The following is a 15,176-nucleotide window of genomic DNA, read 5'->3' on the forward strand; positions in this document are numbered from 1 at the left end:
CTACTCCCCTACTCCCCTACTCCCCTACTATCTTACCACCCTCACCACCGTCCGGTCCGACAGCAGCGGCAGCAGCCGCGCCATGGTTTGCGCCGTGACAGCCACACAGCCTTGCGTCGGCGTGAAGCCGGGGCGCGCCAGATGGAAGAAGATGGCGCTGCCGCGTCCGCGCCGGCGCGGCGACAGGTTCCAGTCGAGCACCAGGCAGGCGTCGTAGAGCCTGTCGTCGCGCCGCATGCGTTCGTGGCTGGCGCCATAGGGAATCCTGACCGGCCTGTTGTAGTTGCGGTCGTCAGGCACTTCGCACCAGCCCAGATCGGGCCCGATCGGCGTCATCGCCAGCCGGGTCCTGCGGCCGCTGGAGAACTGATCCCCCCGGAAATACCCCGACAGGATCCGCATCGCGGCTAGCGGCGTGGCGCCATCGCCTTCGCGCTTGTCGGCCGAGATGCCGCCGCGCCCCAGCGCACAGGCAAACACCGTTTTCCCGGCCTGCAGCAGGCCCTGGCTTGGATGCCCAGGCCTCGCCCGCACGGTCAGCACACGCAGCCCTTTTCGCAAAATTGCGCCGGCTGCATTGCGATCGTGTTTTTTCTTGTATGATCGTGCCACGGAACAAATCACTGTGAACGGCTGTTACGCCGGTCAGCTTCCGCATAAACAGGCAGCGGTCAACTGAATTTTCTTTTCAAAACAACGGATTGATCCATGACTTCACGCACCATACTGATCGTCGACGACGATGATGACCTGCGCGGCACGCTGGTCGAGCAATTATCCCTTTACGAGGAATTCGACGTGCTGCAGGAATCGACTGCGGCAAAAGGTGTCGCCGCAGCGCGCGGCGGCCTCATCGATCTGCTCATCATGGATGTCGGGCTGCCCGACATGGATGGCCGCGAAGCGGTGAAGATCCTGCGCAAGGGCGGCTACAAGGCGCCCATCATCATGCTGACCGGTCACGACACCGATTCGGATACGATTCTTGGTCTCGAGGCCGGCGCCAACGACTACGTGACGAAGCCGTTCCGCTTCGCCGTGCTGCTGGCGCGCATTCGGGCGCAGTTGCGCCAGCATGAGCAGAGCGAGGATGCCACCTTCTCGGTCGGGCCCTATACTTTCAAGCCCAGCCAGAAACTGCTGCTCGACCCGCGCGGCGGCAAGGTGCGGCTGACGGAGAAGGAGGCCTCGATCATCAAATATCTCTATCGCGCCGACCAGAAGGTGGTGACGCGCGACGTGCTGCTCGAGGAGGTGTGGGGCTACAATTCCGGCGTCACCACGCACACGCTGGAAACCCATGTCTACCGGCTGCGCCAGAAGATCGAGCGCGATCCTTCCAATGCGGAAATTCTTGTGACAGAAAGCGGCGGCTACAAGCTGGTTCCTTAAACATTTTCATTATCCAATGAGCGGCCGGGCGGGGCCGCTTTCGGGTACGATCCAGTTGGAGGGTGGTTTGGATCGAACTCGCAGAGGAGGAGTCGGACTGTCGGTTCGGGGACATAGCTAGATGGCGCTGGATGACGACATCCGCGTTCTGTCCGCCGTGAGGCTCTTCGAGGGCTTCACGCAGGAACAACTGCGCCTGCTCGCCTTTGGCGCCGAGAACACCAGGCTGATTGCCAACCACAAGCTCTATCGCGAGGACGACGAGGCCGATTCCGCCTATATCGTTGTCAGCGGGCGCATCGTGCTCTACCGGGAGCAGAATGGTGAGCGAATCCCGATTGGCACGGCAGACCCCGGCACGATCCTGAGCGAACTGGCATTGATCGCCGACACCAACCGGTTGACCAGCGCCTCGGCCGAGATCGATTCGGAAGTGATGCGCCTCAGCCGCAAGATGTTCCGCCGCATCCTGGAGGAATATCCCGAGATCGCGGTCAAGCTGCACCAGCGCATCTCGGAGGAATTTCAGGCGATGATCCGCCGCATCGAGGAACTGGCGCCGCGCTTCTCCGGCTAAATCTAGCGTACCCACGAAGCTGCTGGCTTCGCGGCCGAAGGCAGAAGCGTTTTCAACGACAGCGATGAACTGGTCGTGGCGCACTGCGGCCATCCGGACGCCCGGATCCAGCGGCAAGGCTCCGTTGACAGGCAAGAGGTGAAATCCTAAAGCACCTCGAAGGCGGCCGGCGCAGCAGGCGCCATCACCACCAGGCTCCTGGGAGGAGCGAGCCATGCCATCAGGGCGGTACGAGACCATTATCTTGTATTCCCGCAATGACGCGTTCGGCGACGGGTTGATCCGGATTCCGGCTTTGCGCGCCGCCAGAACGGCATTCCCCGACAGTTTCATCGTCTACGGAACCACCCGGTCGTCGTCCCTTGAACATAGCCTCAATCGCCATGCCCGCCATTTGGTCGATGCGATCAATGTGCGGACGCCCCTGGCGCGCCTGATCGCCGGTCACAGCAAGGGCAAGGGGCAATTGGCCGTCGTCGATTTCCGCATCTCGGCGCGTTGGCTGCTTCAAGCCTCGGCATCACTGCTCGGCCGCGGCATCGCCTATGAGGCAAACTTTCCGGCTTTCGCCCTTTCCTGGCGCCTGGGTCACAGGCCTGAAGCACGACCCGGGCACAATGCCTGGCGCTACCATCGCCTCATCGAACGCCTTGCCGGCAAGCGGCTGCCTTTCGATCATCGGCTGGAGCCTAGCCCGGCCGCACGAGCGGCGGCCAGGAGCCTTGCGGACGACAAGCATGCTCCCTTGATCATTATCGCGGCGCATGGCAGCGCCAGCAAGCGCATGTCGGCGGATCAGGTTGCCGCAATCGCCGACAGCCTGATCGCCGACGGGGCGAACCTTCTCTATGTGAAAACCCCCGGCGACGGTCCCGATATGGCTGAGCTGGCTCAGCGCGTGCCGAAGCTGCGGCTTGTCGATTCCGCCGCGATCGGAGGTGTCGATATCGGTGACATCTTGCTGGCGCTCGGCGAGTTTGCCGATCTTTACATCGGCGCCGAAGGCGGTACCGCACATCTCATGGCAACGGTGATGACGCCGATGGTTATCCTCAATGGCGGCGCCAACATGGCCCGTTGGAGGCCGCTTTCGAACTGCGTGGACGTGATCGCGACCCGCCATGCCAGCCCGACCGGCCTGGTCGCCGATGTCCCGGCGCCGACAATCATCGAAGCGGCGCAACGGATGCTGGCGACACGCCGCCGCGACCATCCCCATCTGCCGGATCTCGCAGGCCTGTCAGCGCAGCAGCCCTGGAGCAACGACATGCGTGAAGACGTGAAGCGCGCCGTTTGAGTTCGAATTTATTTGGACGCGCTTCGAAGCGTGTTGGATTCAGGTCGGGCATTTGCAGGCCGGCCTCCCCTGAACATCGGCGCCATGGTACAATGGGTTCGGTAGAGCGAAGCGCTGCAACCGTTCGATGCTGACCACCGGCACAATGCAGGCGGAGTTCTCGGCGCGGCAGAGCTGGCAGCCATCGCACTGGATTAGGCATAGGTCAGCACTTCTTGATCTTTGATTCCAATGGAGTTCCTCTCAGTCCTCTATGAGAATAGCAAATGCCAGAGAACAGCGCGCCGAACACAAAGCATGGCGGCGAATGGACAATAGCCTGGCGCTTGGTCGTGGTGGCGGCGGCGGCGATCAACGTTGCGATGCTCTTGGCCGCGCTGTTCGTCGCGCAAATTCGTGGTCTGGACGCGTGGATCTTTTATCGAGATCCATCCGCAGCCGCCGGAGTCGGTTTCTATACGGGGTGGATTTCGTCCCTGGGTGCTTCGCTATGGATCGGCTCCGGCGCCGCAACCCTGTTTGCTGGCCTGCTCACGCGCCGATGGGATTGCACGTTTCTCGGCGGCCTTACCCTCCTCTTGGGCCTCGATGACCTGTTGTTGATCCATGAGGACGTGCTGCCCATTGTTGGGATACCAGAGATCGTTCCGATGATTGCCTACGCCGCCGCCGGGTTGTTCTGGTTCTTCCGGCTGCGACGAAAAAGATTCGACGGCACGATCATCTTTGTGGCCGCAGGCTTCCTGCTGGCGATGTCAGCATCGATCGACCAGCTCGGAGAGCTGTTTCCTACCCCCGGTTCTGCGGCCGCCATCGCCGAGGACGTCGTCAAAGAGCTTGGCATCTTCCTTTGGGCGGCAGGTGCCGTTGGGTACGCGGCGATGGTGACACGATTGGGCCGTCCGTGGGTGGATCCAGCCGGTCCCAACTCTACAGACTGACTGCCGCACGCGGGCATTTTCGACCAGACTAGTCCAGATCGAACCGCGCGATGACAGGCACATGGTCCGACGGGCGCTCCCAGCCGCGCGCCAGACGCAGGATCTCGTAGCCGGAAAAGCTAGGCACAAGGTTCGGCGACGACCAGACGTGGTCGAGGCGGCGGCCGCGATTGGACAGCTCCCAATCCTGCGCACGATAGCTCCACCAGGTATAGAGCTTCTGCTCATCCGGCACGTTGAGCCGCATCAGGTCGACCCAGTTGCCGGCGCGACGCATCGCCTCGAAATTTTCCGTCTCGACCGGCGTGTGGCTGACCACGTTGAGCAATTGCTTGTGCGACCAGACGTCATGTTCGAGCGGGGCGATGTTGAGGTCGCCGACCAGCACCGAGCCGGACACCTCGTCATGTTCTGCCCGGATGGCATTCATCTCGGCAACGAAATCGAGCTTGTGCTTGAACTTCCTGTTGATGACGGGATCCGGTTCGTCGCCGCCCGCCGGGACGTAGAAATTATGCAGCAGGATCGCCTTGCCGCCGGCCCGCACCGTCACCGAGAGGTGCCGGCTGTCCTCGATTTCGCAAAAGCGTCGCTTTTCAACCAATTCGATCGGCCGCCGCGCCACGGTTGCTACGCCGTGGTAGCCCTTCTGGCCATGGAAGGCGATGTGCTCGTAGCCGAGCTTGCGGAAAGCCTTCTCGGGGAACAGTTCGTCGGGAACCTTGGTTTCCTGCAGGCACAGCACGTCGGGCGCATGCTCGACGAGCAGGCGCTCGACGATCGGCATGCGAAGGCGAACGGAGTTGATGTTCCAGGTGGCGATGGAGAAGGGCATTTGGCAATCCAGGACAGCGTGCAACCGGCCAGAACCGATGGGTCCCGGCGGGGAAGACGCCTTTTGACGGAGTCGGTCCGGGAAATTGCCAGCCGCAAGCCGCAAAGACAAGCCGGGCAACGCTCGACGAGGCGCGGCCCGGTGCTTTCCACAGCTATTGGAGCGTTTGAAGCTAGCGCGCCTTGTTGGTGTTGAGCTCGCGGTTCGCCGTGTAGTCGATGGCGAAAGTATCCGGCGCGAAGCTGACGCCTTCCTTGGTGTTGAAGATCATCACCGTCGTATCCTTGCCCTGCGCGTCGGTGATCGTCCACTGCCGCAAGTCGAAGGTTTTCGGATCGAACATCATGGTGATCTTCGAATTGCCGAACACCGATTTGTCGGCGAGCTGGATGGTTGTGAGGTCGTCCTCCTGCTTGACGCTTTTGACGCGGTCGCCGGAGAGGTCGATCCTGTTGTCGAGCAGCAGCTTCAAGGGTGTCTTCGACAGCGGATAGAGATCGGACGTGTTGAGCCTCTTGTTCAGGATGACCACCGACTGGCCGTCTGAAATCACCCGGAAGTTCGAAGAGCCGTCGTAGTTGAAGCGGATCTTGCCTGGCCGTTCGAGGAAGAACTTGCCGCCGGTCTGCTCGCCCTTGGGGCCGAACTGCACGAATTCGCCGCTCATCGATTTGACCGAGGAAAAGTGGTCGGCGATCTTCTGCGCAGCGGCCGGCACAGCCGCCTGCGCCGAGGCCAGCACCTGGAAGCCGGGCACCGCGTTGAAGGCTGCCGCCCCCGCAAACGCCAGGCCGAGGCCCAGCAACTGACGCCGGGAGGGAGCAAATGTGCTGAGCGCTGAAAGATCGTTTTTCATGTCGGTCACTCTCGTCTGATTCCTGAGTTGTTCTGTGCTTGGACCCCCAGTTGGGCTGAAATTTGGCGGGTCGGGCGTCCCTCCGTCGCTTCAACGCCTTGAAAGGTTCAAGGTTGCCGGACCGGGATGTCACAAGGGTCAGGCTTTCTGGTCAGAACTTGTCCTCTTCGGTCGGCACCAGGATCTCGCGCTTGCCGGCATGGTTGGCCGGGCCGACGATACCTTCCTTCTCCATCTTCTCGATGATCGAGGCAGCGCGGTTATAGCCGATGCCCAGCCGGCGCTGGATATAGCTGGTCGAGGCCTTGCCATCGCGCAGCACCACGGAGACCGCCTGATCGTAAGGATCGTCGGAATCCTCGAAATTGCTGTTGCCGCCACCGCCGCTCGCTCCACCCTTGCCTGACGGCTCGTCGTCATCCTCGCCATCATCCTCGGTGATGGCGTCGAGATACTCCGGCACGCCCTGCAGCTTCAGATGCGCGACGATCTTCTCGACCTCTTCATCGGCGACGAACGGGCCGTGCACGCGCTGGATACGGCCGCCGCCGGCCATGTAGAGCATGTCGCCCATGCCGAGCAGCTGCTCGGCGCCCTGCTCGCCCAGAATGGTGCGGCTGTCGATCTTCGACGTCACCTGGAAGGAGATGCGGGTCGGGAAATTGGCCTTGATGGTGCCGGTGATGACGTCAACCGACGGCCGCTGCGTTGCCATGATGACATGAATGCCGGCGGCGCGCGCCATCTGCGCCAGGCGCTGCACGGCACCTTCGATGTCCTTGCCGGCGACCATCATCAGGTCGGCCATCTCGTCGATGATGACGACGATATAAGGCATCGGCTCGAGATCGAGGTTCTCGGTCTCGTAGATCGCCTCGCCGGTCTGGCGGTCGAAGCCGGTCTGAACGGTGCGCGAGATCTTCTCACCCTTCTTGTCCGCCTGGCTGACGCGGGCGTTGAAGCCGTCGATGTTGCGCACGCCGACCTTGGACATCTTGCGGTAGCGGTCCTCCATCTCGCGCACGGTCCATTTCAGCGCCACCACCGCCTTCTTCGGATCGGTGACGACGGGCGTCAGCAGATGCGGGATGCCGTCATAGACCGAGAGTTCCAGCATCTTCGGATCGATCATGATCAAGCGGCAATCCTGCGGCGTCAGCCGGTAGAGCAGCGACAGGATCATGGTGTTGATGGCGACCGACTTGCCCGAGCCGGTGGTGCCGGCGACCAGCACGTGCGGCATCTTGGCGATGTCGACGATGACCGCCTCGCCATTGATGGTCTTGCCCAGCGCCAGTGCCAGCTTGGCCTTCGTCGTCTCGAAGTCGCGGCTGGCCAGGATCTCCCTGAGATAGACGGTTTCGCGCTTGGCGTTCGGCAGTTCGATGCCGATGGCGTTGCGGCCGGGCACCACCGCGACGCGGCAGGCGATGGCGCTCATCGAGCGGGCGATGTCGTCGGACAGGCCGATGACGCGCGACGATTTGATGCCGGGCGCCGGTTCGAGCTCATAGAGCGTGACGACCGGACCCGGACGGACGGCGATGATCTCGCCCTTGACGCCGAAATCCTCCAGCACGCCTTCGAGCAGGCGCGCGTTCTGTTCCAGCGCGTCCTTGGACAGGCTGGCGTCGCGCACCACGTTCTTCGGCTCGGAGAGGAAGTGCAGCGACGGCATTTCGAATTTTTCAGAGCCGATCAGTGATGTCTGCGCCTCGCGCTGCACACGGGCGCCTGGCACGGGGCGCGCCGCCGGCGCCTCGACGCGCGTGGCGGCATCGGAACGGAACGGCTGTACCTTGGCGGTCGGCGCGCCGCGGCGTTGCACGACAGGCTCATCGTCGAAATCGGCATCCTCGCCCGCATTGTCGAAGCGGTCGTCGAAGATATCGGCATCGTCGGGGTCGAGCGAGGCGCTGCGGTCATTGACCATGGCGGCGAAGAATTCCGGCTCGACGCGGGCGCGGCCATCCTGGCTCATCCGCTGCTCGGCGAACTCGGCCGATTCGACCCGTTCGGCCGCGCGGCGCCAGGCGGTGGAGCGCTGCTCCATCTCCGGCTCGTACTCGTACTCGTCCCGCTCCTGCCTGCGGCGCACGGCGCGGCGGTGCATCCACGCGCGCAGCGACAGCCACCAATGGGTGATGGCGCCGAGCGCCAGGATGCCCTCGTCGCCTTCGTCCTCGTCATTGTCGAACAAAAGGTCGTCCTCGCGCGGATCGACGGCGGGCTCGTCCTCCATCACCGCAAAGCCGTTCTTGCGTCCGATCAGCGCCGAGCCATGGGCAAAGAGCCACAGTGCGGGCGCCGAAAGCAGGATGGCGATGATGCTGGCGATCAGCCCGGTCGGATAGCCGCCGATGACGACACCGGGGATCTTCAGCACCATGTCGCCGAACACGCCGCCGAGGCCGGTGGGCAGCGGCCAGGTCTTGGGCGGCACCACGCAGCCGACCATCGCAGCGGCCAGCAGCGCGAAGCCGAACCAGGACAACCCGCGCTTGGGCAGCCTGTCGACGCCGCGCGCGGAAAACAGCAGGAAGCCCCAGATGACCGTCGGAACCAGGGCGGCGACGGCGGCGAGGCCGAAGAACTGCATGGCGAGGTCGGAGAACACGGCACCCGCATAGCCCATGGCGTTGGTGACGGTGTTGTTCGTCGCGTGGGAAAAACTCGGATCGGCGACATTCCAGGTGGCAAGGCTGGCAACGCCAAAGGCGGCCAGCGCGAACAGGCCGACGCCAACCAGCCGCCCCACCTGACGCCGCGCGAACGCCTGGATGCCGTGCCCCGTATCGGCCAGCGCGAGCGGTGCTGAAGCCCCTGAACGCATGCTCTTCCCCGTCTGTCGTGGACTCGCCGGGTGCGTGGCGCACTCCGGCAGATTCGGGTCTCAGACTATCGGTGGGAAGGTTAAGGGCGCATTAACTATAAGAGGTTGAGACGCTCAAACCTCATTACCGCCGGTTGAGGCGTATGAGGCAATGTTGGACGACGGACCGATGGAGCTCCATCGAACGAAACAATGGCGGGCTGCCGGCCCGCCATTGGTCGTCTGAACAGAGATCGGGTCTCGGCCCGATCGCGGCAAATCAGTTGGCGCCGCCGAGCGCCTGCACATTGGCGCAGAATTCCGCATGCGGCTTGCTCATCGCCGCATCCTGGCATTCCTTCTTCATCGCTTCCTGCTTTTCCATCGGCATGGCCATGAAAGCTGTCTTGAAGTCCGCCATCGGCTTCATGGTTTTCATGCCGGAATCCGTGAAGAACGGCGCCATGTTGTCGGGCTCGTCCAGAGCACCGGCAAACGCCACGCCGCCGATCATGGAAAGAGCAAGCGCTCCGAGACAGATGTTCTTGAGGTTCATGAGATGGTTTCCTTCCCTGTTGTTTGGCACGAGCGTCAGAACGACGATCGTCCCCACGGTTCGGAACCAGAGCGGTCGTTGTTTCCTCAAAAAACATGATCACGCGAACGTGATTGCGTGAAGCCGGGCATTGCCGGAATGGCTTGCCAAAAAAAGAGGCCCGGATGCGATCCGGGCCTCAATGCGTGAACTCCTTTCGGGAGCGTCACGACGGGATCTTTCAAAGCAATTCCAGGAGAACTGTGCAGCGCTTTCCATTCGGAATTGCGTGGAGATATGGGGCCGGCGGGAGGAGGGTTCCGCCGGCCCCTTGGCCAAGCTGGCCTTACGGCACCACTTCGCCATGCTGGGAGATGTCGAGGCCTTCGACCTCTTCCTGGGTCGTCGGGCGCAGGCCGACAAGCGCCTTGACGATGTAGAGGAGCACGAAGGTGGCAATGCCGGTCCACACGATAGTGACGGCAACGCCGTAGATCTGCTTGCCGAGCGAAGCACCTGCGCCGAGGCTGTTGATCGCCGGGTCGGCGAGCACGCCGGTGAGCAGAGCGCCGACCACACCGCCGACGCCATGCACGCCGAAGGCGTCGAGCGAGTCGTCATAGCCGAACATGTGCTTGACCTTGACCGCCGAGAGGTAGCAGACGACGCCTGCGACGATGCCGACGATGAAGGCACCGGTCGGGTTGACGAAGCCGGAAGCCGGCGTCACCGCGACCAGGCCGGCAACCGCACCCGAGATGATGCCGAGCACGGAAGGCTTCTTGGCGACGATCCATTCGGCGAACATCCAGGCCAGTGCCGCCGCAGCGGTGGCAACCTGGGTGTTGAGCATGGCAGCGCCGGCAAGACCGTCGGCTGCCAGTTCCGAACCGGCGTTGAAGCCGAACCAGCCAACCCACAGCAGCGAAGCGCCGATCACCGAATAGACCAGGTTATGCGGCGCCATGTTGGTGGTGCCATAGCCTTCGCGCTTGCCGAGAACCAGCGCACAGACCAGACCGGCGACACCGGCATTGATGTGAACGACCGTACCGCCGGCAAAGTCGAGCACGCCCGCCGATCCGAGGAAGCCGCCACCCCAGACCCAATGCGCGATCGGCACGTAGACGACCAGCAGCCACAACGCCATGAAGATCAGCAGCGCCGAGAACTTCATGCGTTCGGCGAAGGCGCCGGCAATGAGCGCCGGCGTGATGATGGCGAACGTCATCTGGAACATCGAGAACACGAATTCAGGAATGTTGGCGACGCCCGGCAGCCACAGCGAGGCCGTGGTGATGCCGTGATGGAAGAACTTCGAGGTGCCGCCGATATAGCTGTTCACGCCGCCGCCGTCCGAGAAGGCCAGCGAATAGCCGAACATGAACCACAGCACCGTCACCAGGCAGGTGATGGCGAAGCTCTGCATGACGGTGGCGAGCACGTTCTTCTTGCGCACCATGCCGCCGTAGAACAGCGCAAGGCCCGGAATGGTCATCATCAGCACCAGCGCCGTCGAGGTCAGCATCCAGGCGGTGTTGCCGGTGTCGAGCACCGGGGTCGGGGCAGCAGCCGGCGCGGCCGCGGCTGCGGCCGGTGCCGCTTCCTGTGCGAAGGCGGCGACCGTGCCCAATGCTGCGAGAGCAAGCGAACCCAAAAGGGCAGCTCGTCCCGTCGTCTTCAAGGTGGAAGGAATATTCATTGAACTCTCCATTGGAATACGTGATCGCCGCTCAGAGCGCGTCGGTGTCTGTTTCGCCGGTGCGGATGCGCACCGCCTGATCGATGCCGAAAACGAAGATCTTGCCGTCGCCGATCTGGCCGGTCTTGGCGGCTGCGGTGATGGCTTCGACGGCCTTGTCGACCATGTCGGCACTGACCGCGACTTCGATCTTGATCTTCGGCAGGAAGCTGACCGCGTATTCCGCCCCGCGATAGATCTCCGTATGCCCTTTCTGACGCCCGTAGCCTTTGACTTCGGTGACGGTCAGGCCCTGGATGCCGACGGCGGTGAGCGCTTCGCGTACCTCGTCGAGCTTGAACGGCTTGATGATTGCCATCACGATTTTCATAAGGTTTCACCCTTTGCTGTTGCGGTCCCCCGCGTTTGCACACCTTCACCGATCCCAAAGAGCCGGAGAGTGCCCACAAGGATTCAAGCTCCGTGCCAAGTGCCGAAGCAGGGTGTTAACCCACTGTAAACAAAGAGATTAGGGAGTGCGCCGACGCAACCTGCCCACAGCTGCGGCGATACACCTGCTTAAAAATTAGGCAAATTTTGAAAAATGCCTACTCTGCAGGCGATCGCTTGAGCCGGATCAGCCCTTCCTGCGCAACCGAGGCAATCAGCGTACCGTCGCGGGCAAACAGCGAGCCGCGTGTAAAGCCGCGCGAGCCCTGCGTCGAAGGGCTGTCCTGCGTGTAGAGCATCCAGTCGTCGAGCGCATGGCTGCGGTGGAACCACATGGCGTGGTCGAGGCTCGCCGCCTGGATATCGCGATCGAAAATGGCGCGGCCATGCGCGAAGGTCGATGTGTCGAGCAGCGTCATGTCGGAGAGATAGGCGAGCACCGCTGCCTGGATGGCGCGGTCCGCCGGCACCGGACCGGTGGTGCGGATCCAGATGTTCTGCTTTGGCTCCAGCTTTTCGCGGCTGGTGTAATGCTTCAGCATCACCGGCTTCATCTCGATCGGCCGGTCGCGCTCCCAGTAGCGTTTGATGCCATCGGGCACCGCCTCGCCGAATTTGCCCAGCAATTCGCGTTGCGACAGCAATGTGTCCGGCCCCGGAACGTCCTGCGGCATCGGCACCTGGTGCTCCAGGCCGACCTCATCCTGCTGGAACGAGGCTTCGAGCGAAAAGATCGCCTGGCCGTGCTGGACCGCCACCACGCGCCGCGTGGTGAAGGAGCCGCCGTCGCGAATGCGGTCGACCTCGTAGACGATCGGCACCTTGGTGTCGCCGGGCCGCATGAAATAGCCGTGCAGCGAATGCACGTACCGGTCGGGATCCACTGTCCGCTGCGCCGCCACCAGCGCCTGGGCGATGGTCTGGCCGCCGAACACGCGCTGCCAGTCGAGCAGCGGGCTGCGACCACGATACAGATTGTGTTCCAGCTTCTCGAGGTCGAGAATGCCGAGAAGCTCGTCCATGGCTGCCGTCATATTTCGCGCCCTCGCCGCAGAAGTGTTATGGCGGTTTCCGACAGGACGGACAGGCAGTCAAGGGCGCAAGACCCGGCCGGCGCGCAGGAGCGAAGATGATGGAACGCAAGGCGGACACGAAAAACAGATCCGGGCTCGATGTCCTGGTCGCCGGCGCCGGCTATGTCGGCCTGGCCGCCGCCGTATCGCTGAAACAGGCGCGACCGGGCCTCGCCATCGCTCTCGTCGATGCGGCACCTGCTGGCGCCTGGCAAAGGGATGGCCGCGCCTCGGCGGTTGCCGCTGCCGCCTGCCGCATGCTCGACCAGCTCGGCGTGTGGGCCGAGATCGCACCCCAGGCGCAGGCGATCACTGAGATGATCATCACCGATTCGCGCACCGCCGATCCGGTGCGTCCGGTCTTCCTGACCTTCGGCGGCGAAGTGGCGCCGGGCGAGCCCTTTGCGCATATGGTCGCCAACAAGGTGCTGAACGGCGCCTTGCGGGCCAGCGCCGAAAGGCTCGGCATCGATATCATCGAAGGCGTCGCGGTGCAGGGCTTCGAGACCAACGGCAGTGGCATCACCGTGCATCTCGCCGACGGCGCGGCGCTGAAGGCGCGGCTGCTGGTCGCCGCCGACGGCGTCAACTCGAAGCTGCGCGACATGGCCGGCATCAAGACGGTGAAGTGGGAATATGGCCAGTCCGGCATCGTCTGCACGGTAGCGCATGAACGCCCGCACAATGGTCGCGCCGAAGAGCATTTCCTGCCGGCCGGGCCTTTCGCCACATTGCCGCTCAAACCCGGTGAGGACGGCACCAACCGCTCGTCGATCGTCTGGGTCGAGCGTACGCCCGATGCCGAGAAGCTGGTGGCCGGTGACGATCTCCTGTTCGAACACGAACTCGAGCAGCGTTTTGGCCTGAAGCTTGGCGAGATCCGCGTTAATGATGCGCCGCGCGCCTGGCCGCTCGGCTTGACCATTGCGCGTGCCTTCGTCGCGCCCCGCATCGCACTCGCCGGCGATGCCGCCCACGGCATACACCCGATCGCCGGCCAGGGCCTCAATCTCGGCTTCAAGGATGTCGCAGCCCTTGCCGAGGTGATCGTCGAGGCCGACCGACTCGGCCAGGACATCGGCGCGCTCGACGTCCTCGAGCGCTACCAGCAGTGGCGCCGCTTCGACACGGTGCAGATGGGCATCACCACGGACGCGCTGAACCGGCTGTTTTCCAACGATATCGGCCCGCTGCGAACCGTCCGCGACATCGGCCTCGGCCTTGTCGAACGCATGCCGCGCCTGAAGGATTTTTTTATCCGGCAGGCGTCGGGGTTGTCCGCCAGCACGCCGCGATTGTTGAAGGGCGAGGCGATCTGAGCGCTATCGCTCAGTTGACCTCGAAACCCAGCTTCTGCCGCAGCCGCAATATCCTCTGGTCGGATATTTCGAGGCGTTTCTCGCCGCCCTGGGCGGCGCGGTTGACCATCTGCAGCAGATCGTTCCGCTCGGCGACATCGAGGCGTTCGCGCAGGAACGGCGCCAGCTTGTCGATGGCGACGGTGGTGTCGTCGACCTGCGCCGCCGCCCATTTGGCGTAGATCACCGCCTCGTCGGTCTTCTTCTTGTCGGCGATCTCGGAAATCACCGCGCGGATGACAGCCTCGCGCTGCGGCAGGATGGGCCCATCCTCGGAGACGATTGATGTGATCAGCGTAGCCGCCGCTACGACCGGATCATCGATCGCCGTCAGAGGCGACAGAGCCGCCTGCTTGCGCAGCTTCTTGCGACGGATGTTGCCCTGCACGCGCCCGACAACGTCCGCAACCTCGCGAGCCGCGTCGTTCATCGCCTTCATCCGGTACCACCAGAACGCCGCCGCGCCCATCACGCCAAGGATAGCAATCAGGAAAGGCATGTCGAAATCCCCAAGAACCCCGACGACGATAGGAGAACTCTCGCCTTGCTTCAACACGCAAAAGTTGCGCACCAAATGAACCGGGACGATCGTTCAATCGAACGCCTTGGTTTCCGCGTGGCTGTAGCACATGGCGGGGGCTATGACCCCGGCACATTGTAGATCGCCCGCACCTCGATGGTGCCGATTTCGGCCAGCGGGATCTCGCCGGCGATCTCCAGCGCCTGGTCGAGATTGTCGGCCTCGATCATGACGAAGCCAAGCAACTGCTCCTTGGTTTCGGCGAACGGGCCGTCGGTGATCAGCCGCTTGCCCTGGCGTCGCCGCACCGTCTTCGACGTTTTCACCGATTGCAGCGCCTGCGCGACGATCAGCACCCCACGATGATCCAATGACCGGTCATGAGCCATCGAATCGGCATCGAGCTTGGCCAGACGCTCCGGCGTCATGGCATGGAGGTCGTTCTCCTCGCCATAGACCAGACAGACATATTTCATTTCCAGCTCCCTTGCTGTGACGAACCATAGGCGATCACGGTATCGGTTGAGTTCTTGCCGGCAGCGACATGGTCGAGAAGGCTGACCGCAATGCCGATGATTGCAACTGCCGCAAGCAGCCGGCCGAAGCCGGAGGGCGGCACATGCAGCGGGTCGCTTTTCCCTGGATCGGCCGTTCGGCAGGTGCTTGTCCAATGGGCAGAAAACAGATTGTTCATGCGAACCTCCATCCGCCACGAGAATCCGTGGCCGCCCGCAGGACGGTCGGGGCCGATGCAAGTCGACATTCTTGCACGTACATTTTTTCAGAAAAGATTCGGTGCGGCTCGCGGGTGCTGCATGCGCGCGCAAACAGCGCGGTGGCCTTCCCTCG

The 15,176-nt window shown here is 63.0% G+C and carries 16 protein-coding genes; 5 read left to right on the forward strand and 11 right to left on the reverse strand.

Translation table 11 applies throughout. The features are described 5' to 3' along the window. Positions 1-27: 27 nt before the first annotated feature. Complete coding sequence (locus tag LB559_RS32330; protein ID WP_181172690.1) at positions 28-564, reverse strand: L,D-transpeptidase; 537 nt, start codon at positions 562-564, stop codon at positions 28-30. 144 nt (positions 565-708) lie between these two features. Here LB559_RS32330 and LB559_RS32335 point away from each other — a divergent pair, with 144 nt between their 5' ends. The 4 genes from LB559_RS32335 (at position 709) to LB559_RS32350 (ending at position 4,207) form a co-directional block, all read left to right on the forward strand. Beyond that, positions 709-1,392 carry a response regulator transcription factor gene (locus tag LB559_RS32335; RefSeq protein ID WP_013528898.1) on the forward strand — a complete coding sequence of 228 codons (684 nt, stop codon included), beginning with the start codon at positions 709-711 and terminating at the stop codon, positions 1,390-1,392. 121 nt (positions 1,393-1,513) lie between these two features. Continuing rightward, entirely contained in the window at positions 1,514-1,969 is a 456-nt protein-coding gene (locus tag LB559_RS32340) for a Crp/Fnr family transcriptional regulator (RefSeq protein WP_013528897.1), read from the forward strand. Between the two features lie 214 nt (positions 1,970-2,183). Further along, on the forward strand, positions 2,184-3,266 hold the full coding sequence (locus tag LB559_RS32345; RefSeq protein WP_224675868.1) for a glycosyltransferase family 9 protein: 1,083 nt from the start codon (positions 2,184-2,186) through the stop codon (positions 3,264-3,266). A 266-nt stretch (positions 3,267-3,532) separates the two neighbouring features. Beyond that, complete coding sequence (locus LB559_RS32350) at positions 3,533-4,207, forward strand: hypothetical protein (protein WP_224675869.1); 675 nt, start codon at positions 3,533-3,535, stop codon at positions 4,205-4,207. A 28-nt stretch (positions 4,208-4,235) separates the two neighbouring features. On the opposite strand, the gene LB559_RS32355 is transcribed toward LB559_RS32350, so the two are convergent. From LB559_RS32355 to tesB, 7 genes are all read right to left on the reverse strand, one after another. Further along, a complete protein-coding gene (locus LB559_RS32355; RefSeq protein WP_013528894.1) occupies positions 4,236-5,042 on the reverse strand; it encodes an exodeoxyribonuclease III in 807 nt (268 codons plus the stop codon). A gap of 172 nt (positions 5,043-5,214) precedes the next feature. Then, complete coding sequence (locus LB559_RS32360) at positions 5,215-5,898, reverse strand: outer-membrane lipoprotein carrier protein LolA (protein WP_024505000.1); 684 nt, start codon at positions 5,896-5,898, stop codon at positions 5,215-5,217. A 151-nt stretch (positions 5,899-6,049) separates the two neighbouring features. Next, positions 6,050-8,731, reverse strand: coding sequence for a DNA translocase FtsK (locus LB559_RS32365; RefSeq protein ID WP_224675870.1), 2,682 nt, complete (start codon positions 8,729-8,731; stop codon positions 6,050-6,052). Positions 8,732-8,990: 259 nt separating this feature from the next. Continuing rightward, on the reverse strand, positions 8,991-9,266 hold the full coding sequence (locus tag LB559_RS32370; RefSeq protein ID WP_013528891.1) for a hypothetical protein: 276 nt from the start codon (positions 9,264-9,266) through the stop codon (positions 8,991-8,993). Between the two features lie 325 nt (positions 9,267-9,591). Next, positions 9,592-10,947: an ammonium transporter gene (locus LB559_RS32375; protein WP_013528890.1), complete on the reverse strand. Its 1,356-nt coding sequence runs from the start codon at positions 10,945-10,947 to the stop codon at positions 9,592-9,594. A 31-nt stretch (positions 10,948-10,978) separates the two neighbouring features. After that, complete coding sequence (locus LB559_RS32380; RefSeq protein WP_013528889.1) at positions 10,979-11,317, reverse strand: P-II family nitrogen regulator; 339 nt, start codon at positions 11,315-11,317, stop codon at positions 10,979-10,981. A 217-nt stretch (positions 11,318-11,534) separates the two neighbouring features. Beyond that, positions 11,535-12,410: an acyl-CoA thioesterase II gene (gene tesB, locus LB559_RS32385; RefSeq protein WP_013528888.1), complete on the reverse strand. Its 876-nt coding sequence runs from the start codon at positions 12,408-12,410 to the stop codon at positions 11,535-11,537. A gap of 98 nt (positions 12,411-12,508) precedes the next feature. On the opposite strand from tesB, the gene LB559_RS32390 reads away from it, so the two are divergent. Then, positions 12,509-13,768 (forward strand): ubiquinone biosynthesis hydroxylase, encoded by a 1,260-nt coding sequence (locus LB559_RS32390; protein ID WP_224675871.1) that lies wholly within the window; start codon positions 12,509-12,511, stop codon positions 13,766-13,768. 10 nt (positions 13,769-13,778) lie between these two features. Here LB559_RS32390 and LB559_RS32395 read toward each other — a convergent pair whose 3' ends face one another. The 3 genes from LB559_RS32395 to LB559_RS32405 form a co-directional block, all read right to left on the reverse strand. Next, on the reverse strand, positions 13,779-14,306 hold the full coding sequence (locus tag LB559_RS32395) for a hypothetical protein (protein ID WP_224675872.1): 528 nt from the start codon (positions 14,304-14,306) through the stop codon (positions 13,779-13,781). Positions 14,307-14,446: 140 nt separating this feature from the next. Continuing rightward, a complete protein-coding gene (locus LB559_RS32400) occupies positions 14,447-14,803 on the reverse strand; it encodes a YciI family protein (protein ID WP_063173350.1) in 357 nt (118 codons plus the stop codon). Further along, positions 14,800-15,021, reverse strand: coding sequence for a hypothetical protein (locus LB559_RS32405; protein ID WP_024504996.1), 222 nt, complete (start codon positions 15,019-15,021; stop codon positions 14,800-14,802). The genes LB559_RS32400 and LB559_RS32405 overlap by 4 nt, the downstream gene beginning before the upstream one ends. Positions 15,022-15,176: the final 155 nt, after the last annotated feature.

The sequence above is a fragment of the Mesorhizobium sp. BR1-1-3 genome (genome assembly GCF_020165455.1).
Taxonomy (GTDB): Bacteria; Pseudomonadota; Alphaproteobacteria; order Rhizobiales; family Rhizobiaceae; genus Mesorhizobium; species Mesorhizobium ciceri.

Coding starts and splice junctions, on each gene's coding strand:
- LB559_RS32395 (WP_224675872.1), bottom strand. CDS start 14,306: ATGCCTTTCCTGATTGCTATCCTTGGCGTGATGGGCGCGGCGGCGTTC.
- LB559_RS32340 (WP_013528897.1), top strand. CDS start 1,514: ATGGCGCTGGATGACGACATCCGCGTTCTGTCCGCCGTGAGGCTCTTC.
- LB559_RS32405 (WP_024504996.1), bottom strand. CDS start 15,021: ATGAACAATCTGTTTTCTGCCCATTGGACAAGCACCTGCCGAACGGCC.
- LB559_RS32360 (WP_024505000.1), bottom strand. CDS start 5,898: ATGAAAAACGATCTTTCAGCGCTCAGCACATTTGCTCCCTCCCGGCGT.
- LB559_RS32375 (WP_013528890.1), bottom strand. CDS start 10,947: ATGAATATTCCTTCCACCTTGAAGACGACGGGACGAGCTGCCCTTTTG.
- LB559_RS32335 (WP_013528898.1), top strand. CDS start 709: ATGACTTCACGCACCATACTGATCGTCGACGACGATGATGACCTGCGC.
- LB559_RS32370 (WP_013528891.1), bottom strand. CDS start 9,266: ATGAACCTCAAGAACATCTGTCTCGGAGCGCTTGCTCTTTCCATGATC.
- tesB (WP_013528888.1), bottom strand. CDS start 12,410: ATGACGGCAGCCATGGACGAGCTTCTCGGCATTCTCGACCTCGAGAAG.
- LB559_RS32365 (WP_224675870.1), bottom strand. CDS start 8,731: ATGCGTTCAGGGGCTTCAGCACCGCTCGCGCTGGCCGATACGGGGCAC.
- LB559_RS32380 (WP_013528889.1), bottom strand. CDS start 11,317: ATGAAAATCGTGATGGCAATCATCAAGCCGTTCAAGCTCGACGAGGTA.
- LB559_RS32355 (WP_013528894.1), bottom strand. CDS start 5,042: ATGCCCTTCTCCATCGCCACCTGGAACATCAACTCCGTTCGCCTTCGC.
- LB559_RS32400 (WP_063173350.1), bottom strand. CDS start 14,803: ATGAAATATGTCTGTCTGGTCTATGGCGAGGAGAACGACCTCCATGCC.
- LB559_RS32390 (WP_224675871.1), top strand. CDS start 12,509: ATGGAACGCAAGGCGGACACGAAAAACAGATCCGGGCTCGATGTCCTG.
- LB559_RS32345 (WP_224675868.1), top strand. CDS start 2,184: ATGCCATCAGGGCGGTACGAGACCATTATCTTGTATTCCCGCAATGAC.
- LB559_RS32350 (WP_224675869.1), top strand. CDS start 3,533: ATGCCAGAGAACAGCGCGCCGAACACAAAGCATGGCGGCGAATGGACA.